General features: G+C 64.5%; 19 protein-coding genes, 1 tRNA gene and 1 pseudogene. 15 read left to right on the forward strand and 6 right to left on the reverse strand.

The window, feature by feature from the left end; all coding sequences use genetic code 11:
* Window positions 1-70: 70 nt before the first annotated feature.
* Window positions 71-943 (reverse strand): glycine--tRNA ligase subunit alpha, encoded by an 873-nt coding sequence (locus ET21_RS0116910; RefSeq protein WP_030540617.1) that lies wholly within the window; start codon window positions 941-943, stop codon window positions 71-73.
* A gap of 164 nt (window positions 944-1107) precedes the next feature.
* Here ET21_RS0116910 and ET21_RS0116915 point away from each other — a divergent pair, with 164 nt between their 5' ends.
* The 9 genes from ET21_RS0116915 (at window position 1108) to ET21_RS0116955 (ending at window position 9111) form a co-directional block, all read left to right on the forward strand.
* The gene (locus ET21_RS0116915) at window positions 1108-2022 is read left to right on the forward strand and encodes a TraB/GumN family protein (protein WP_030540618.1); all 915 of its coding nucleotides are present in this window, start codon (window positions 1108-1110) and stop codon (window positions 2020-2022) included.
* A 2-nt stretch (window positions 2023-2024) separates the two neighbouring features.
* Window positions 2025-2909 (forward strand): TraB/GumN family protein, encoded by an 885-nt coding sequence (locus tag ET21_RS0116920; RefSeq protein WP_030540619.1) that lies wholly within the window; start codon window positions 2025-2027, stop codon window positions 2907-2909.
* Between the two features lie 114 nt (window positions 2910-3023).
* Window positions 3024-3638, forward strand: a complete 615-nt coding sequence (locus ET21_RS0116925) for a 50S ribosomal protein L25/general stress protein Ctc (RefSeq protein ID WP_021239524.1) — start codon at window positions 3024-3026, stop codon at window positions 3636-3638.
* A 141-nt stretch (window positions 3639-3779) separates the two neighbouring features.
* Entirely contained in the window at window positions 3780-4352 is a 573-nt protein-coding gene (gene pth, locus ET21_RS0116930) for an aminoacyl-tRNA hydrolase (RefSeq protein ID WP_030540620.1), read from the forward strand.
* A gap of 142 nt (window positions 4353-4494) precedes the next feature.
* Window positions 4495-6123, forward strand: a complete 1629-nt coding sequence (locus tag ET21_RS0116935; RefSeq protein WP_030540621.1) for an alpha-D-glucose phosphate-specific phosphoglucomutase — start codon at window positions 4495-4497, stop codon at window positions 6121-6123.
* 63 nt (window positions 6124-6186) lie between these two features.
* Window positions 6187-6885 (forward strand): DUF2490 domain-containing protein, encoded by a 699-nt coding sequence (locus ET21_RS0116940; protein WP_021239527.1) that lies wholly within the window; start codon window positions 6187-6189, stop codon window positions 6883-6885.
* Between the two features lie 69 nt (window positions 6886-6954).
* Entirely contained in the window at window positions 6955-8055 is a 1101-nt protein-coding gene (ychF, locus tag ET21_RS0116945) for a redox-regulated ATPase YchF (protein WP_021239528.1), read from the forward strand.
* A gap of 3 nt (window positions 8056-8058) precedes the next feature.
* Window positions 8059-8595, forward strand: a complete 537-nt coding sequence (locus tag ET21_RS0116950; protein WP_030540622.1) for a DNA-deoxyinosine glycosylase — start codon at window positions 8059-8061, stop codon at window positions 8593-8595.
* A gap of 54 nt (window positions 8596-8649) precedes the next feature.
* Entirely contained in the window at window positions 8650-9111 is a 462-nt protein-coding gene (locus ET21_RS0116955) for a MaoC family dehydratase (RefSeq protein WP_030540623.1), read from the forward strand.
* Window positions 9112-9131: 20 nt separating this feature from the next.
* Here ET21_RS0116955 and ET21_RS0116960 read toward each other — a convergent pair whose 3' ends face one another.
* Together ET21_RS0116960 and mutL are read right to left on the reverse strand one after the other, a co-directional pair.
* Entirely contained in the window at window positions 9132-9680 is a 549-nt protein-coding gene (locus ET21_RS0116960) for a hypothetical protein (RefSeq protein ID WP_030540624.1), read from the reverse strand.
* A 95-nt stretch (window positions 9681-9775) separates the two neighbouring features.
* Window positions 9776-11563, reverse strand: a complete 1788-nt coding sequence (mutL, locus tag ET21_RS0116965) for a DNA mismatch repair endonuclease MutL (RefSeq protein ID WP_030540625.1) — start codon at window positions 11561-11563, stop codon at window positions 9776-9778.
* Between the two features lie 160 nt (window positions 11564-11723).
* Between mutL and ET21_RS0116970 the strand changes: the two genes are divergently transcribed.
* The 6 genes from ET21_RS0116970 to ET21_RS0116995 all read left to right on the forward strand — a co-directional run bounded on the left by ET21_RS0116970 (window position 11724) and on the right by ET21_RS0116995 (window position 17626).
* Window positions 11724-12770, forward strand: coding sequence for a rod shape-determining protein (locus tag ET21_RS0116970; RefSeq protein ID WP_007685698.1), 1047 nt, complete (start codon window positions 11724-11726; stop codon window positions 12768-12770).
* Between the two features lie 17 nt (window positions 12771-12787).
* Window positions 12788-13705 (forward strand): rod shape-determining protein MreC, encoded by a 918-nt coding sequence (mreC, locus tag ET21_RS0116975; protein WP_030540626.1) that lies wholly within the window; start codon window positions 12788-12790, stop codon window positions 13703-13705.
* Window positions 13702-14229 carry a rod shape-determining protein MreD gene (gene mreD, locus ET21_RS0116980; protein ID WP_030540627.1) on the forward strand — a complete coding sequence of 176 codons (528 nt, stop codon included), beginning with the start codon at window positions 13702-13704 and terminating at the stop codon, window positions 14227-14229. The genes mreC and mreD overlap by 4 nt, the downstream gene beginning before the upstream one ends.
* Window positions 14226-16316: a penicillin-binding protein 2 gene (gene mrdA, locus ET21_RS0116985; protein WP_030540628.1), complete on the forward strand. Its 2091-nt coding sequence runs from the start codon at window positions 14226-14228 to the stop codon at window positions 16314-16316. The genes mreD and mrdA overlap by 4 nt, the downstream gene beginning before the upstream one ends.
* Window positions 16313-17428, forward strand: coding sequence for a rod shape-determining protein RodA (rodA, locus tag ET21_RS0116990; RefSeq protein ID WP_021239536.1), 1116 nt, complete (start codon window positions 16313-16315; stop codon window positions 17426-17428). The genes mrdA and rodA overlap by 4 nt, the downstream gene beginning before the upstream one ends.
* Before the next feature lie 122 nt (window positions 17429-17550).
* Window positions 17551-17626 (forward strand) — tRNA-Lys (locus tag ET21_RS0116995).
* Between the two features lie 288 nt (window positions 17627-17914).
* Here ET21_RS0116995 and ET21_RS0117000 read toward each other — a convergent pair.
* From ET21_RS0117000 to ET21_RS0117005, 3 genes and pseudogenes are all read right to left on the reverse strand, one after another.
* Entirely contained in the window at window positions 17915-18130 is a 216-nt protein-coding gene (locus ET21_RS0117000) for an AlpA family transcriptional regulator (RefSeq protein ID WP_013846807.1), read from the reverse strand.
* A 366-nt stretch (window positions 18131-18496) separates the two neighbouring features.
* Window positions 18497-18571 (reverse strand): annotated as a pseudogene (locus ET21_RS27795) (phospholipase); the annotation flags it as partial.
* A 77-nt stretch (window positions 18572-18648) separates the two neighbouring features.
* On the reverse strand, window positions 18649-19332 hold the full coding sequence (locus ET21_RS0117005; protein WP_013846808.1) for a TetR/AcrR family transcriptional regulator: 684 nt from the start codon (window positions 19330-19332) through the stop codon (window positions 18649-18651).
* Window positions 19333-19362 lie beyond the last annotated feature (30 nt).

Here is a 19362-nt window from a genome sequence, read left to right on the forward strand (position 1 = left end):
AGACGTGATGGGCAGGTCGTGCGAGCGTGTCTCGACTTCGCTCGACACGAACGGCTGTTGAGACGCCCCATCACGCCGCCCACCCGTTCACTTCCATCCATTTCTCACACGCGCCCTTGGCGAGGTCGCGCACCCGGCCGATATAGCTGGCGCGTTCCTGTACCGAGATCACGCCACGCGCCTGGAGCAGGTTGAAGACATGGCTCGCCTTGATCGCCTGGTCATAGGCGGCGAGCGGGACGCCCGCCTCCAGCGACGCCTTGCATTCGGCTTCCGCGTCCCTGAACCAGCGGAACAGCTTTTCCGTGTCGGCGATCTCGAAATTCCATTTCGACATCTGCTGCTCATTGGCCAGGAAGACGTCGCCATAGGTGACGCCCGCGTCGTTGAATTTCAGGTCATAGACGCTGTCCACGCCCTGAATATACATGGCGAGGCGTTCGAGGCCGTAGGTGAGTTCGCCCGCGACGGGCTTGCAGTCGAAGCCGCCCATCTGCTGGAAATAGGTGAACTGCGTGACTTCCATGCCGTCGCACCACACTTCCCAGCCGAGGCCCCACGCGCCCAGCGTCGGGCTTTCCCAGTCATCCTCCACAAAGCGGATGTCATGGACCAGCGGGTCGATGCCGATTTCCGCCAGCGACCCCAGATAAAGTTCCTGGAGGTTCGCCGGGGACGGCTTCATGATCACCTGATATTGGTAATAATGCTGGAGCCTATTGGGATTTTCGCCGTAGCGGCCATCGGTGGGGCGGCGGCTGGGCTGCACATAGGCGGCGTTCCAGGCGTCAGGGCCAAGGCTGCGCAAGGTGGTGGCGGGGTGAAAGGTGCCCGCGCCGACTTCCATGTCATAGGGTTGCAGGATGACGCAGCCTTGGCGGCCCCAATAGGCGTGCAGGGTCAGGATCAGGTCCTGAAAGGAGAGCGGCTTGCCTGTCGCCACGGACGGTCCCTTGCGAAAATGACTATATTGATCGCGCGCGCATTGGCGCAGCAGGGCGAAACGGTCAAGGAAAAGCGGGCGATGAAGGCGGTTAATCCGCTTGCCCTGAACGCCCCTGCCCCGCATGGATGCTGGCAAACACTTTGGATGGAACCGGCATCACGATGAAATGGCCCCTCCCGCGCTTCCTGACTGCTGGCCTGTTGCTGCTGAGCGGCTGCGCCCAGGAGCAATCCGTCACCGCCCGCCCCGCCGTGGCGCAGAGCAGCCTCGTGCGCCCTGCGCTGTGGCGGGTCAGTGACGAAGACACGACCATCTATCTGTTCGGCACCGTCCATGTGCTGAAACCCGGCGTCAACTGGTTCGATGGCGGGGTCAAGCGTGCTTTCGACGGGTCGGACGAACTGGTGCTGGAGATTGAGGAGCCCAGCGACCCGCAAGAGATGGCGGCGGCGATGGCCCATGCGGCGATGGCCAGGGATGGCGTCACCCTGTCGAGCCGTCTCAGCCCCGAAGCGAGGCAGCGTTATCAGGAGGCGATGACCGCGAACGGGCTGCCCTGGCAGATGTTCGAAGCCTTCAATCCTTGGATGGCGGGCATGGCCCTGTCGGTGCAGCCGCTGGAGAAGCTGGGCTATCGCGCCGACCTTGGCGCGGAAAAGACGCTGACCGCCGCTGCCAGGGCCGCTGGCAAGAAAGTCGGCGCCCTGGAAACGGTGGAACAGCAGCTTGGCTATTTTGCTGGCCTTCCGATGGAGCAGCAGTTGAAATTCCTGGAGGCCACCATCGACGGCTTGCCCGGCATGGACAGCGAATTCGCGCGGCTGATCGGCCACTGGCAGCAGGGCGATCCCGAACGGCTGGCAGAGGAAATGAACGAGTCGCTGGAAGCGACGCCGGAACTGGCGCAAGTGCTGCTGATACAGCGCAACGCCAATTGGGCGCGCTGGGTGCGGGACCGGCTGGCAAGGCCGGGGACGGTGTTCATGGCCGTGGGCGCAGGCCATCTGGCGGGCAAGGGCAGCGTGCAGGATCAACTGAAAGCGCTTGGCATAGCATCGGCCAGGGTCGCCCAGTGAAGCTGCTGTCCACTTTGGCGCGATGGCTGGGCTTTTGCGCGCTGCTGCTGGTTGCGGCCTGCGGGAAGGAGCCGCCTGCCCCCCCGGCGCAGGGCGGCCCTGCCCTTTGGCGTATCGAGGGCAAGGCGCTGGACGGATGGCTGTTCGGCACGATCCATGTGCTGCCCCGCAACGTCGCCTGGCGCACGGCCACGATCGATCGCGCCTTGGAGCAAGCGGACCGGCTGGTGCTGGAAACCGCCGAGATTCAGGATCAGGCGCTGACCACCGCCGCCTTCGAGAAACTGGGCCGCAGCCCCAATCTGCCGCCGCTGGAAACGCGCCTGCCCGCCGGGGAGCGGGACGAATTGCAGAGCCTCGTCCAGCAGAGCGGGACCAGCCTGCAAATGCTGTCCGGCTATGAAAGCTGGGCCGCGGCCATGCTGCTGTCCGCCGCCGCGCAGCAGCCGCTGCACGTCAGCGGGGCCGATGGCGTCGAACCGGCGCTGATCGCGCTGTTCAGGGATGCGGGCAAGCCGATCGGCGGACTGGAAACGGTGGCGCGGCAGTTCGGCGCGTTCGACGGCCTCCCCGAAACGGCGCAGCGGCACCTGCTGCTCCAGACGGTCCGCGAGGCTGACGGCATGCAGGCGCTTTACGGCCGCATCCTCAAGGCGTGGCTGGCAGGCGACATGGCGGCTCTCTCGCGCGAGGATCAGGCAGGCGAGCAGCCTGACCCGGCGGTGGAGCAAGCCGTGCTGATCGACCGCAATCGCGACTGGGCCAAGGTGGTGGGCGGGCTCAAGGGGCGGCCTTTCATTGCCGTGGGCGCCGGGCATTTGACCGGCCGGGACAATCTGATCACCTTGCTCCAGAAGGCGGGCTACCGGGTCACGCGCGTGCAATAAATCGTTCCTACCCTTGCCTTCCACCGCCTTTCTGCTACAGGGCCGCCTTCCCGTGATGGTCATCCCTGGAGGCGTTGCGGGAAGTTTGAGACAATCTGCTTTTGGAGACACGCAATGAGCGAGCAGCTTACGCTGTCGGCCGAGGCACGCGATCGGGCAGGCAAGGGAGCCTCCCGCGCTCTCCGCCGTGAGGGCCGCGTTCCCGCCGTCATCTATGGTAACAATGAAGAACCGCAGTCGATCCATGTCGAGGAAAAGCTCCTCAACAAGCTGCTCGGCACCGGCCACTTCTTCAACTCGGTCGTCATGGTCGAAGTCGGCGGCAAGCAGGTCCGCACCCTGCCCAAGGATGTCGCCTTCCATCCCGTGACCGATCGTCCGCTGCACGCCGATTTCCTGCGCGTTTCGGAACATGCCACCGTCAGCGTCAACGTGCCGGTGCGCTTCGAAAATGAAGACGCTTCGCCCGGCCTCAAGAAGGGCGGCGTGCTGAACATCGTCCGTCACGAGATCGAACTGGTCGTCGACGCGGCCGAGATCCCCGATGATGTCGTTGTCGACCTCAAGGGCTTCGAGGTTGGCGAATCGATCCACATCAGCTCCGTCACCCTGCCCAAGGGCGCGAAGACGGCGATCGAGGATCGCGACTTCACCATCGCCACCATCGTTGCCCCGTCCGCGCTCAAGAGCGCCGAAGGCGACAACGAAACTCCGGCGGAAGGCGAATAAGCTTAACGCCAGCCGTTATCGCGGTTCGCTCACCCCCGTTCGGGCTGAGCTTGTCGAGGCCTTCCCTCTTCCTCACGTGAAGGGGAAGGCGCTTCCGGCAGGCTCAGAGCGGACGGGGATTTGCTTGTTTGGAGATGTTGGATGCAAATCTGGGCGGGCCTGGGCAACCCCGGCACCCAATATGCGATGCACCGGCACAATGTCGGCTTCATGGCGGCCGACCTGATCGCGGACATGCATCGCTTTTCTGCGCCCAGGAAGCAATTCCAGGGATGGGTTCAGGAAGGCCGCATCGGGCCGGAAAAGATCATCCTTCTGAAACCCGCCACCTTCATGAACGAAAGCGGCCGGTCGATCGGCGAAGCCATGCGCTTCTACAAGCTGACGCCGCAGGAAGTCACCGTTTTCCATGACGAGCTGGACCTTGCCCCGATGAAAGTGAAGGTGAAGCGCGGCGGCGGCAATGCGGGGCATAATGGCCTGAGGTCTACCGACGCCCATATCGGCCCCGATTTCCGGCGGGTGCGCATCGGCATCGGCCATCCCGGCCACAAGGACCGGGTGCATGGCTATGTGCTGGGCAATTATCACAAGAGCGAAATGGACGCGCTCGCCGATATGCTGGGCGCGATCGGCGCGGAAGCCGAATGGCTCGCCAAGGGAGATGATGCCCGTTTCATGAACGAGGTCGCATTGCGGCTGGCGGACTCCTGATCATCGCTGTCCACATGGGCAGCCCTCCCAACAAGCGGCTGCCCGGCGCGCCATTGCGGTGAAGCGCAAATGGCGGATTGCCCAGCGTCGCATTGACGGGCCATAGAGGAACCCGACTTTCCATTTTCCCAAGGGGATGCGGGTGATCCAGACCGTTGCGACGACGCCTTTCACCGACCAGAAGCCGGGCACGTCCGGCCTTCGCAAAAAGGTCCGGGTCTTTCAGCAGCCTCATTATGCGGAAAATTTCATCCAGTCGGTGTTCGACAGCCTGACCGGCTTTGAAGGCCAGACGCTGGTTGCGGGCGGCGACGGACGCTACCTGAACCGCGAAGTCATCCAGATCCTGCTCAAGATGGCGGCGGCAAACGGCTTCGGGCGGGTGCTGGTGGGACAGGGCGGCATTTTGTCGACGCCCGCCGCTTCGCATCTCATCCGTTCATCGGGCGCTTTCGGCGGCCTCGTCCTTTCCGCGAGCCATAATCCGGGGGGGCCGGACGAGGATTTCGGCATCAAATATAATGTCGGCAATGGCGGGCCGGCGCCGGAAAAGGTGACCGACGCGATCCATTCGCGCACGCTCTCCATCGACACATACCGCATCCTTGAGGCGGATGATGTCGATATCGACAGGCTGGGGACCAGCCGCCTTGGTGACATGACCGTGGAGGTCGTCGATCCGGTCGCTGGCTATGCCGGGCTTATGGAAACGCTGTTCGACTTCGCCGCCATCCGGCGGATGATGGACGAAGGCTTCACCCTCTCCTTCGATTCCATGAGCGCGGTCACCGGGCCCTATGCCGTGGAGATTTTCGAAAAGCGCCTGGGCGCGCCGCAGGGGACCGTCCGCAACGCCATCCCCCTGCCCGACTTCGGCCACCATCATCCCGATCCGAACCTGGTCCATGCCAGGGAATTATATGACCGCATGATGGCCCCCGATGCGCCCGATTTCGGCGCGGCTTCCGATGGCGATGGCGACCGCAACCTCATCATCGGGCGGCATTGCTATGTGACGCCTTCGGATTCGCTGGCGGTGCTTGCCGCCAACGCGCATCTCGCGCCCGGCTATGCCAGCGGGCTCAAGGGCATCGCCCGCTCCATGCCGACAAGCTGCGCTGCCGACCGCGTGGCGAAAAAGCTGGGCATCCCCCTTTATGAAACGCCCACGGGGTGGAAATTCTTCGGCAATCTGCTCGACGCTGGCATGGCGACGATCTGCGGCGAGGAAAGCGCCGGAACCGGATCGGACCATGTGCGGGAAAAGGACGGCATCTGGGCGGTCCTTCTATGGCTCAACATCCTTGCCGCCCGCCGCCAGAGCGTGGCGGAGATCATGGCCGGTCATTGGGCGGCCTATGGCCGCAACTATTATGCCCGCCATGATTATGAGGCGATCGCCAAGGATCGCGCCGATGCGCTGATGGCGGCATTGCGCGACAGCATCCCCCGCCTCCCCGGAACGGCGAACAGCGGCGGCGTCATCAGCGCCGCCGACGATTTCGCCTATACCGACCCCACTGACCAGTCCGTCAGCCGCAATCAGGGCGTCCGCCTGCTGTTCGAGGATGGATCGCGCATCGTCTTCCGCCTGTCCGGCACCGGCACGGAGGGCGCGACATTGCGCGTCTATATCGAGCGTTATGTCGGCACGGACGGCGATCTGGGGATGCAGACGGCGGACGCGCTGGAGCCTCTGGTGCGCGCGGCGCAGGAGGTGGCGGACATTGCAGGCTATACCGGCATGGACCGCCCCAGCGTCATCACCTGATCCGTCACGAAAAGTTACTTTCGGGACATGGCGGGGCAAGGCCGGATATCTAAGCCCTCCGCCATGCCCAGCTTTCGACTTGTCCGCGCCCTGACGTCAGCCTTTGGCCTCATCTCGCTGGCTTGGCCGCCTGCCCATGCCGCCACGACGCAGGATGAGCAGGTCTGGCTGAACCTGACGGCGATGGGGCCTGTATCGGGGGACCTGCTCTATTTCACGGAGATCCAGCCGCGCATCGGCAACGGCGTGTCGCGCATCGATCAGACGATCCTCAGGGGCGCGATCGGATGGAAATTGTCGCCCAGCCTGTCAGTCTATCAGGGCTATGCCCATGTGATGCTGCCGGTGCGGGACGGCCGCGACGTCAATGAGGAACGCAGCTTCCAGCAGGTGAGCTGGACCATCGGCAAGCCATGGCAGGGCGAGCTGTCCACGCGCACGCGGCTGGAGCAGCGCTGGCGATCCGACGGCGGCGGCACGGGATGGCGGCTGCGGGAAATGCTGCGATATGAAAAGCCGCTGAAGCCGGGGAGCGATGCAGTCAACGCGCTGGTCTATGCCGAAGGCTTCGCCGCGCTCAACAGCACGGATTGGGGCCAAAGGGCGGGCTTTGAACAACTGCGCAGCTTCGCGGGCGCGGAAATCGGGCTGATGGGCAAGTCCACCGCCGAAATCGGCTACCTCAACCAATATGTGCATCAGGGCGGCGGCGCCAGCCGCATGAACCACGTCGCGGCGGTCACCTTCTTCTTCCGCCGCTGACCACAGGCTGGCCTTCGCGCGCGGAACAGGCTATCGGCGCGCCCATCATTCTGACGTGAAGGCAGTTCCATGGGTTTTCGTTGCGGTATCGTCGGGCTTCCCAATGTGGGCAAGTCCACCCTGTTCAATGCACTGACGGAGACGCAGGCGGCGCAGGCGGCGAACTATCCCTTCTGCACGATCGAGCCCAATGTCGGCCAGGTCGCCGTGCCCGACGAGCGGCTGCAAACGATCGCGAAGATCGGCGGATCGGCCAAGATCATCGAAACGCAACTGGCCTTCGTCGACATTGCCGGGCTGGTGCGCGGCGCGTCGAAGGGCGAAGGGCTGGGCAACCAGTTCCTGGCGAATATCCGCGAAGTGGACGCCATCGTCCATGTTCTGCGCTGTTTCGAGGATGACGACATCACCCATGTGGAGGGGAAGGTCGATCCCATCGCCGATGCGGAGACGGTCGAGACCGAATTGATGCTCGCCGACCTTGAAAGCCTGGAAAAGCGCGTTCCCGCCTTCGCCAAGAAGGCCGCGCAGGGCGACAAGGAAGCGAAGGCCGCCGCCGCCGTGCTGGGCCAGGCGCTGGACCTGCTGCGCGAAGGCAAGCCCGCGCGCCTCACCCAGCCCCGCGATGACGAGGAAGACCGCATCTTCCGCCAGGCCCAGTTGCTGACCGCCAAGCCCGTCCTCTATGTCTGCAACGTCGAAGAGGACAGCGCGGCGCAGGGCAATGCCCATTCCGCGCGCGTGTTCGAGAAAGCGGCGGCCGAAGGGGCCAAGGCCGTGATCGTCTCCGCCGCGATCGAAGCCGAGCTTATCACCATGCCGGTCGAGGAACGCGCGGAATATCTGGAAGCGCTGGGCCTTGAGGAAGCAGGTCTCGCCCGCATCATCCGCGCGGGCTATGAACTGCTTGGCCTCATCACCTTCTTCACCGTAGGCCCCAAGGAAGCGCGCGCCTGGACAGTGACCAAGGGGTCGAAGGCCCCGCAGGCGGCGGGCGCGATCCATTCCGATTTCGAAAAGGGCTTCATCCGCGCCGAAACCATGGCCTATGCCGACTATGTCCAGTTCAACGGCGAAGCTGGCGCCAAGGAAGCGGGCAAGTGGCGGTCGGAAGGCAAGGATTATGTGACGCAGGATGGCGACATCATGCTGTTCCGCTTCAACGTCTGACCCATGGCGCTGCGTCCCGGCCAGATGCCCGCGCAGCGCAAGGCCGCCTTTCCGCCCAGCATCGATGCGGGCACGACGCTGCTGGTGCTGGGGAGCCTGCCGGGGGACGCGTCGATCAGGCAGGGCGAATATTATGCGCATCGCGGCAACGCCTTCTGGACGCTGATGGGCGGCGTTCTGGACGAGGATCTGCGCGCCCTCCCCTATGCGCTGCGGCTCAAACGCCTGCGTGCGCGCGGCATCGGACTGTGGGACGTCATCGAAAGCGCCGACCGGCCCGGCAGCCTGGACAGCGCGATCCGGGACGCGGAGCTTCGCGACCTAAACGCCTTCATCGCCCGGCTGCCCGCGCTGCGCACCGTGGCCTTCAACGGCAAGGCGGCATCGCTGCACGGACGGCGGCAGATCGGCGCGGCCGGTCAAGCCCTTACCCTGATCGACCTCCCCTCCAGCAGCGGCGCCAACGCCATGCTGTCGCGGGAGAAGAAGGCGGAAGCATGGCGGGTGCTGCGCCAGTGGATTGTCCCAGCTTCACATTGACGTAAACGTAAGCCGTGCCTAGACCGTTTTCAGACGAAACGGAGTTACCAGCCTATGGGCGACACCATCTATTTCGAAGACGTCCTTATCGGCCACCGGGTCGAATTCGGCCCGCTGACCATCAGCCGGGAAGAGATCATCGCCTTCGCCCGCGAATATGACGCCCAGCCTTTCCATCTGTCGGACGAGGCCGCGGCGCAAACCCATTTCGGCAGCCTGTCCGCCAGCGGCTGGCACAGCACGGCCTTCTTCATGAAGATGTTCGTCACCCATATGCAGGCGTCCGGCCATCAGGACGCGAGTCTGGGCGCGATCGGGGTCGACGAATTGCGCTGGCTAAAGCCGGTGCGGCCGGGCGACACGTTGCGCGGCACATCGGAAGCGGTGGAAAAGAAGCTGTCCCGCAGCCGCCCGGAAATGGGCATCGTCAAAAGCAGGGCAGCGCTGATCAACCAGAATGACGAGACGGTGATGACGATGATGCCGATCGCCATGTTCCGCACTCGCCCCGCCTGACCGAAGCGGCTGCTCCACCGTCAAAAATCCCGGCCGGATGGCGGCGGCGGCAGCGGCTGGTTGGCGATCGCGTCGGCCGCCATCACCCGCACTTCCCGCGCCGGTGAGTCCGCGATCTGCAAAAGGTGGACGCCAGCGGGCAGGTCGAACCAGACGATCTTGCGGATGCCGGAACATTCCGGCCCATGGCCATGGGCTATGGAAGGAACGGCCTGATCGCCGGTGACGATGTCCACCCAGGCGGGCCCCGAAAGCCCGACTCCCACCCGCGCAGCCGTCTTGACCGACAGGGTGAAGAGGCCGCCATAGCTTTTGGGCCGTAGCTTTTCCGGCTTCACCGCATATTGAACCTGCACCGCAGGCCGCAGCGCCGCGACGACCGGCTTGCCCAGGATCAGCCGGGGCGCCGAATGCGCCTCTCCCGCCGCCATTTCCGCACCGCTCTGCATCCAGCTTGTCCACGGCTCTGGCGGAAACGGCGCGTCCTTGCACGGATCGGCGGCTGGCGCTGCGGCCGAAACGGGAAACGGAAGCGCGCAAAGGGCAAGCAGGAACAGGATGCGTTTCATGCCACTGCTATGCCCCAAAATCCTGCCCATCGATAGACGGAGATAAAATCCTCCCCCTTCCGACGCCTGCGGCGCAGCGAGGATTACGAGGCCCCCTACTTCCTCCCGAACAGCTTCTCGATATCCCCATGCCCCAGCTTCACCCAGGTCGGCCGCCCATGATTGCACTGGCCGCTGCGGGGCGTGACTTCCATCTCGCGCAGCAATGCGTTCATTTCCGCGACGCTCAGCACCCGCCCGGCCCGGACGGACCCGTGGCACGCCATCGTCGCCGCGACCAGATCGATGCGCTCCTTGAGCGACAGCGCGCTGTCATAGGCGGCAAGGTCATCGGCCAGATCCGACACCAGCCCCTGCACATCGCCTTGCCCCAGCATGGCGGGCGTGGCGCGCACCAGCATGGCGGAAGGGCCAAAGCGCTCCAGCTCCAGACCAAAAGCCTTCAACTCCTCGATCCGCGCCTCCAGCCGGTCGCAGGCCGGTTCGTCCAGCTCCACCACTTCGGGCAGCAACAGCGCCTGGGCGGCGACGCCCTGCCCGTCCATCGCACGGCGCATCCGCTCCAGCGTCAGCCGTTCATGCGCGGCATGCTGGTCGACAATGACGAGCCCGTCCTCCGCCTCCGCCACGATATAGGTGCGGGCGACCTGGCCGCGCGCCACCCCCAGCGGAAAGCTCTGCCCTTCCGGCGCGGGCGCGGCCGCAGGTTCCGCGCGGGCCTGGGGCGGCGGCGTCAGAAAGGACGCGCGGCGATCGGCAACCCCCGGCGATGGCGGCGCGGAAACGGGCACATAAGCCTCCGCCGCCGCGAAGATCGGCATGGCGCTGATCGGCGTTGGCGACACGGGTTCAGCCTTCCAGGCCGCGAGCCCGGCGGCATCGGCCTGCTGCACGGAACGAAATCCTTCCGCATCCAGCGCCCGGCGCAGCCCGGACACGATCATCCCGCGGATCAGCGCCGGGTCGCGAAAGCGCACCTCGGTCTTGGCGGGGTGGACGTTGACGTCCACCTCCAGCGGCGGAACGTCCAGGAACAGCGCGACGACCGGATGCCGGTCCCGCGCCAGCATGTCTGCATAGGCGCCGCGTACCGCCCCCACCAGCAGGCGGTCGCGCACCGGGCGGCCATTGACGAACAGGAACTGATGGTCCCCGACGCCGCGATTATAGGTGGGGAGCGAGGCGACGCCCGACAGGCGGATACCCTCCCGCTCCAGGCTGACGACGACATGATTGTCCGCCAGCGCCCGGTCGGTCAGCGCCGCGACCCGGTCCTCCCTGCCCTCGCCGCCCTGCACGCCCAGCGCGCGGCGGCCGTCATGCTCCAGGCTGAAGGCGACCGCCGGATGCGCCATGGCAAGGCGGCGGACGCAATCGATGCAGGCGGCATATTCCGCCTTTGCCGATCGCAGGAACTTGCGGCGCGCTGGCACGCGGGCGAACAGCTGCTCCACCGTCACGCGGGTGCCGGGCGGCAGGGCCGCAGGCCCTTCGGACACCAGCACGCCATTGTCCAGCGTCCGGTTCCATCCGTCCCTGCCCGCCGGGCGGCTGTCGATCGACAGGCGGGCGACGCTGGCGATGGAAGGCAGCGCCTCGCCGCGAAAGCCCAGGGTGGACACATTCTCTATCGCGTCATCGGGCAGCTTGGATGTCGCATGGCGCTCCACCGCCAGCGCGATCTCTTCCGGCGTCATGCCGCAGCCGTCGTCGCTGACCTCTATCCGGTCCAGCCCGCCATTGCTCAGGCGGATGGCGATGCGGCGCGCACCGGCATCCAGCGCATTTTCTACGATTTCCTTGAGCGCGCTGGCGGGCCTTTCGACCACTTCGCCCGCTGCGATGCGGTTGACCAGATGTTCGGGCAGACGGCGTATTGACATTGATTAGTGACTAGCCCAAGCGAGCGCATTCCGCGAGCCGTTACCCCCCGAAAATTTTACCTCGCCGCAGGGAATGATGACAGGGGCGGCGGAACGTGGCAGGCACCTCCGAACGCCCCGGTTCGCGTCGCCGGGATGACCGGGCTGAACAGGAACAGGCATGTCGATCTTCTCGCGACTTTTCAAACTCTCCTCCCAGGATATGGCTATCGATCTCGGCACGGCGAACACCGTCGTCTATGTTCGCGGGCGCGGCATCGTGCTGAATGAACCGTCTGTCGTGGCGGTGGAGACGCTGAACGGCGTGAAGCGGGTGAAGGCGGTCGGCGACGACGCCAAGCTGATGATGGGCAAGACCCCTGATTCGATCGAGGCCATCCGCCCCCTGCGCGACGGCGTGATCGCCGACATCGACGTCGCCGAACAGATGATCAAGCATTTCATCACCAAGGTGCATGGCGGCAAGTCGCGCCCCTGGCGCTTCCCCGAAATCGTGATCTGCGTCCCGTCAGGCTCGACCAGCGTCGAACGCCGCGCGATTCGCGATGCGGCCAGCAATGCGGGTGCTTCCCAGGTCTTCCTGATCGAGGAACCCATGGCCGCCGCCATTGGCGCGGACATGCCCGTGACGGAGCCGATCGGTTCGATGGTGGTCGACATCGGCGGCGGCACGACCGAAGTCGCCGTGCTGTCGCTGCGCGGCCTCGCCTACACGACATCGGTGCGCGTGGGCGGCGACAAGATGGACGAAGCCATCGTGTCCTTCGTGCGCCGCCATCACAACCTGCTGATCGGCGAAGCCACGGCAGAGCGTATCAAGAAGCAGTTCGGCGTCGCCCAGCCGCCCGAAGACGGCGTCGGCGAGACGATCCACATCAAGGGCCGCGATCTCGTGAACGGCGTGCCTAAGGAAATCTCCATCAACCAGGGCCAGATCGCCGATGCGCTGGCGGAACCCATCAGCACCATCGTGGAAGGCGTGCGGATCGCTCTTGAAAATACCGCGCCGGAACTGGCGGCGGACATTGTCGATCAGGGTATCGTGCTGACCGGCGGCGGCGCGCTGCTGAAAGGGCTGGACGATGAACTGCGCGACGAAACCGGCCTGCCCGTCACCATCGCAGAAGATCCGCTGACCTGCGTCGCCATCGGCACGGGCCGGGCGATGGAAGACCCGATCTTCCGGGGCGTGTTGCAGACCGCTTAAGGTCAGGGGGAAACAGGATGGCGCGGCCACCCAGCCGACGCCCCGGGCACAACCGGAAGGCGCAATACAGCCTCTTCGCCAGCTATGTGGTGGCGATGACGGGCGCCGCCGTCGGCCTGCTCCTGGTGGTTGTCGCCATATTCGATCCGACGGGTTTCGCGGTGATCCGCACCGCAACGGCGGAAATCACGCGTCCGGCGTCGATCGCGATGCGCAACATGGTGAGCGGCGCAAGCTCGCTGGACGAAGTGCTGGCCGCCTATTGGCGCGCCGGGTCCCAGAATATCGCGCTGCGCCGTCAGGTGGAGGCGGATCGCAACCGCATCATCGAAGCCAAGGCGGTGGCGCAGGAAAATATCCGCCTCAAAAAGCTGCTGAAACTGGTGGAGACCGACGACAGCGAACTGCTGACCGCCCGGCTGATCGCCTCCTCGTCCAGCAGCACGCGCCGCTTCGCCCGCCTCAATGCCGGGCGCTGGCAGGGCGTGCGGACGGGCATGCCTGTGCGCGCGCCCGAAGGGCTGATCGGCCGCATCCACAACACGACGCCCAACACGGCGGAAGTCCTGCTGCTGACCGACACCAGCAATATCGTGCCGGTGCGCCGCGCCAATGACAGCGTTCCCGCCATTTCCACGGGGCTGGGCGACGGCACGCTGGAAATCAGGGCGCTGGCGGCGGGGCGCAATCCCTTCCATCCGGGCGACCTGCTGGTGACGTCCGGCGTCGGCGGCGTCTACCAGCCCAACATACCCGTCGCCGTCGTCGTGCGGACGCAGGGCGAGATCGCCTATGGCGTCCCCCTCGCCAACCCGTCGAAGGTCGATGCGGTGGTGGTCGAACGTTCCTTTGAAGAGGCCGTGACGCGGACCGATCCGGCGGCAGACGCGGTGCCCGTGGACGCCGGGGCAGCGGCCAACGCCATCACGCCATGATCGACCCGCACCTACGCCATGTTCCGCGCCTGGGCCGCCAGCCATCGGCCTTCCGCCTGAACGGGACACCGGTGATCACGGTGATGCTGGGTTCGGCCGTCACAATATTGCCAGTGATCGCGCAGGCGCCGGTGATGCCCCCCTTCGGGCTGCTGCTGCTGCTGTCCTGGCGGCTGCTGCGGCCGGAATTGTGGCGCACCTGGATCGGCCTGCCGCTCGGCCTGTTCGATGACATGATGAGCGGCCAGCCGATCGGATCGGCCGTGTTTCTGTGGACGGTGACGCTGATCGGGATCGACGCCATCGAACATCGCATGGTCTGGCGAAGCTACCGGCAGGACTGGCTAATCGCGGCGCTGGCGATTATCTTCTGCATCGCGGGCGGGGTGCTGTTCGCGCGCATGGCTGGCGGAGGAGACATCAACCTGTATCTTGTCGCGCCACAGATGCTCTGGACCATCCTGCTTTTCCCCTTCGTGGTGCGGCAATGCGCCCGGATCGACCGCTGGCGTGTAATGGCATGAAGCTGCCCAGGCTCAAGAAGAAGACCGTCAACGAAGCCGCCCTGTCCTTCACCTTCACGCGCCGGGCGATGGTGATCGGCGGCATTCAGGCCGGTTTCGGGGCGATGCTGATCGGGCGGATGGCCTGGATCAGCATTGCGGAAAATGAGAAATACAACCTTCTGTCGGAAAGCAATCGCGTCAACCTGACGCTCATCCCGCCCCGGCGCGGATGGATCATCGACCGCAACGGGCGGCCTCTGGCCAACAACCGCACCGACTTTCGCGTCGACCTGATCCCGGAACGCGTCACTGACCCGGAAGGCACGATCCGCAGCCTGGCGCAGCTGCTCTCGCTCTCGCCCGAAGATGTGGAGCGCATCAGGACAGAGTTGGATAAGTCGGCGGGATTCCGCCCGGTGCAGGTCGCTGAAAAGCTGACCTATGACCAGTTCGCGGCCGTCAGCGTCCGCCTGCCCGACCTGCCTGGGGTGTCGCCCAGTCAGGGCTTTTCCCGCTACTATCCCGCAGGGGCCACGGTCGGCCATCTGCTGGGATATGTCGGCGCGGCATCGGCCAAGGATTATGAGGAGCGCAAGGACCCGCTCCTGATCACGCCGGGGTTCAAGGTCGGCAAGGACGGGCTGGAAAAATCCTTCGACCGTGAACTGACGGGCAAGCCCGGCGCGAAACGGGTGGAGGTGACCGCGCGCGGAAAGATCGTGCGCGAACTGACCACCCGGCCCGATACGCCGGGCAACCCCATCAAGCTCACCATCGACGCCGGGTTGCAGGAATATGCCGGGCGGCGGCTCGCCACGCAGAGCGGCTCCGTCGTCATCATCGACTGCCACAATGGCGACGTCCTCGCCATGGCGTCGATGCCCAGTTTCGATCCCAACAGCTTTTCCGACGGCATCGGCCGCCTGGAATGGGAAATGCTGTCGAAGGACGATCATGTCCCCCTGCGCAACAAGACGCTCCAGGGCCTCTATCCCCCCGGATCGACGGTCAAGCCCATGGTGGCGCTGGCGCTGCTGGAAGCGGGCGTCAAACCGTCCGAAACCATCGGCTGCTCTGGCGCGATCCGTGTCGGCAACACACTGTTCCACTGCCACAAGCGGCGCGGCCACGGCGCGGTGAACATGCGCACCGCCATCGCGCAGAGCTGCGACATCTATTTCTACCAGATGGCGCAGCGCATCGGCATGGACCGCATCGCCAGCATGGCCCGGCGTGTCGGCATGGGGCAGAAATTCCCGCTGCCCTTCCCCAGCCAAAGTTACGGCACGGTTCCCGACCCCGCCTGGAAGCTCAAGAAATATGGGCAGAAATGGCAGGTCTACGACACCGTCAATGCGACCATCGGCCAGGGCTATATGCTCATCAATCCGTTGCAAATGGCGGTGATGGCGGCCCGGCTTGCGACCGGGCGGCAATTGATGCCCAATTTCCTCCATGGCGCGTCCCGCTCGGCTCCCGCGCCTGTCGGCGTGAACGAGGAGCATCTGGTGACCATCCGCGACGCCATGAGCGCGGTCGTCAACGGCGGCGGCACCGGCGGCGCGGCGCGTATGAGCATTCCCGGCGTCATGATGGCTGGCAAGACCGGCACAGCGCAGGTACGCCGTATCACCATGAGCGAACGCGCGGGCGGCGTCAGGGGCAATGCCTCCCTGCCCTTCAAGCTGCGCGATCATGCCCTGTTCCAGGGCTTTGCTCCGTTCGACAATCCCCGCTACGCCATCGCCTGCATCATCGAGCATGGCGGCCACGTCAACCGGATCGAGGACGCGCCGATGATCGCGAGCGACACCATGTCCTTCCTGTTCGATCAGGCCAAGGCGATGGAGAAGCTGGAGACTCTGGAAAAGGGCTGGGGCGGCACCCCTGCCGAGCGCATGGCGCGGCAAATGGCGGCATTCCGCCTCGCCAAGGCCATTGAGAAGGGAGAGGCCCCGCCGCAAGCAGCCGCGAATGCGACAGAGGCCGCCAACGCCACTGCCAGCAACGCCTCTTCCCCCGCCCCGGCGCAAAATGCCAGCGCGCAGCCTGCGGAAGATGATGCGCCGCCCCCTCCTGATTCCAATCCGGGCGGCGCGCGATGAACATCGTCCCTGAACCCGTGGCCCAATTTCCCTGGAAGGTTCTGGGGATTCTCTTCGCGATCGCCTGCTTCGGCACGCTGGTACTGTACAGTTCTGCGGGCGGCAGCATCACGCCCTGGGCCATCAACCAAGCGGTGCGCTTCGTGATCTTCACCGGCATGGCGCTGGTGCTGAGCCGCATCCCGCTTGAAATCTTCGCCCGCTTCGCCTTCCCGGCCTATGGCGTGGTGCTTGTGTCGCTGGTCGTGGTCGAACTGATCGGCGGCGTCGCGGGCGGCAGTCAGCGGTGGATCAATCTTGGCTTCATGCAGTTGCAGCCGTCGGAGTTCATGAAACCGGCGATCGTCCTGGCGGTTGCCCGCTTCTATGCGCTGCTTCCGGTGGGGGAAATCCGGCGATGGACCGCCATCTGGCCCGCTTTGGTGCTGATCGGGGTGCCGTGGGCGCTGGTCCTGGTGCAGCCTGACCTTGGCACCGCGACCATGATTGCTGCGGGGGGAGTGACGGTCATGTTCCTGGCAGGGCTGCCGTTGCGCCTGTTTGTCGGGTCGGGACTGGCCCTGGCGGCGATCATCCCGATCGCGTTCAGCTTCCTACATGATTATCAGAAGAACCGCGTTCTCATCTTCCTCGACCCGGAAAGCGATCCCCTGGGCGCGGGCTACCATATCAGCCAGTCGAAAATTGCCATCGGTTCGGGCGGCCTGTGGGGCAAGGGTTTCCTTAAGGGCACGCAAAGCCACCTGGACTATCTGCCCGAAGGTCATACCGACTTCGTCTTTGCGACCATGGCGGAGGAATGGGGGCTGGCTGGCGGCATATTCCTGATCGGCGCGTTCCTGCTGCTGTTCCGCTGGGGCATCGGCGTATCACTCCGCACTCAGGACAAATATGCAAGGCTGGTGGCGGCGGGGCTCACCACGACCATCTTCTTCTATGTCGCCATCAACCTGATGATGGTGATGGGCCTCGCCCCCGTGGTCGGCATCCCCCTGCCCTTCATGTCCTATGGCGGGTCGTCAATGCTGACGGTCATGCTGTGCATCGGCATCATCATGGCGATCGAAAGGTCCACGCGCAAAGGCCGCCGGTCCAGCGGCAACTGGGCCTGAGCAACCGCCATCCGCGAAAAATCCTGCCGCAAAGCAAATTACTGTTTGCAAAGCCGAAGGATAATGCTAACCGCCCGGCCACGCCAAGGCGACACCCCAAGGGGTCATCCGAAAGCGAGTGTGGACGCATAGCTCAGTTGGTAGAGCAGCTGACTCTTAATCAGCGGGTCCTTGGTTCGAGCCCAAGTGCGTCCACCAAATTCTCTAGTGAAATCAATAGTATGCAAGGAAATCGCCGCAAGGTGATTTTCTCTTTTTGCGTTTTGCGCTACAAACTGCGCTACAGATTCCATGTGATGCGCGGCTCCAGGATGTTCAAAAAAGTGCCGGCACAGCTGATGCCCGGGGGCCGCATCCCGTCACGACATGACTGGCACCCGCATGGATGCACCGCGGGTACGGGCGATTCGCGTGTTCAGATAACGCGCGGAGTTCAGCCAGAGGCTGTTCTACACCGTTGGCGATGGGCGAATTGCCCCTGCGGTCCTAGGCGCGTGCCTCACGCGCTTTCAATAATGCGTCGCGATCGGCTTTACGCAGATCGATCCAGTCGTCGATTTCGGACGATATCCAGCGGTTTGTCCCGACGCCCAACTTTATCGGCGCGGGAAACCGCCCTTGCTTGATCAGGCGTGCTACATGCTGCCGGGTGAAAGGAATGCCCTTCGCCTTCAGGTCGGAGAACGCGAGCAGGTCAGGCATGGTAACATCCAATCTGACCGTCTGCTGACTCCAGAGGCGCGATTGGGGAAATGGAGCTACCGGCAGCGATCTCTCCACGGCTTGCGCTTTCTCCCTTCCCCCTCCTCTTCCGATAACTCTGAGATGATCGGACGATGCAGCGACCACAGGGTGCAAAAGGGCGCCACACTCGGCCAGAAGCATTCTGATTGAAATAGTGCATGGATCGCTGACCCGTCGGGCAGCGCGGGGAGACCACAACGCAATGTCAGGTTAGCATTTCACGGAAAGTCCCCAAAGGGGCCAAGATCGCATTTTTGGGCAATCCAGTGCCTACTTGTCGGCTCTCGGTGCTTTATAGCCTTACACGAGGCTAGGACGCCAAGGCTACCGCGCCAATACCACGCCGATCCTGAGGCGTGTCGCATTGCGGTCATAGTCGAACAGATTCTCGCCATAGCCGACGAAGAACTGCCTTCAGAAGGAAGACGAAGCCAAAGACAAATGCGGCTGTCCGCCCGGATTGGCGCGGATGAATGTCAGGCTGGCAATTGGGCATTGTCTTCCTCATGGCGCGCGCGATAGTCCTGCCCGGCAGCGTTCAGGCCCGCGAGCGCGAAACGATGCAAATGGTCCGCCAGCGCCCGGCGATCGATCCGCAATATGTCCCTGCCCGGTGCAGGCAGGTTATCGCCGGCGATCAGCAGCATGGCGCATGGCGCGGCCACGCTGATCAGGCAGCAGAGCAGTTCCGGCGCGCCGATGGGTATCCCGCTCACGTCGCTCAATATCCGCAGCGCGACGCGAAGCTTGGGCGGCGCTTCCTCGTCGCGCAGGACGGCAAAATGCGCGGACGGCGCCGCAAGTTCCCGAACCAGCACGGCAGTACTCCAATGCGAGGGCCCGGCGAGGCGGCCGACGATGGCATCGAGCAGCGTGCCAAGCTTTTCTTCGGGCATCACCTGGCTTGCAGATATCCGCTCGAGTTCCTCAAGCCGTACAAACCGTCGATGCGCCTCGACCAGCACGGCCCGGTAGAGGCCATCGCGATTGCCGAAATGATAGTTGATCGAGGCAAGGTCGACTTCCGCCTTCGCGGCGATCGCCTTGCTCGTGGTAGAGGCCAGCCCCTGCGACGCGAACAATGTGCCAGCGCTTTCCAATATGCGCGCGCGGGTCGCCGCACCGTCCGACCGGGGGCCTCGGAGGGGTTTGCCATTCATGATTTGCTCTTGAACCGGATCAGATTGTAG

This window comes from Sphingobium sp. DC-2, from assembly GCF_000722555.1.
In the GTDB taxonomy this organism is placed as follows: Bacteria; Pseudomonadota; Alphaproteobacteria; order Sphingomonadales; family Sphingomonadaceae; genus Sphingobium; species Sphingobium quisquiliarum.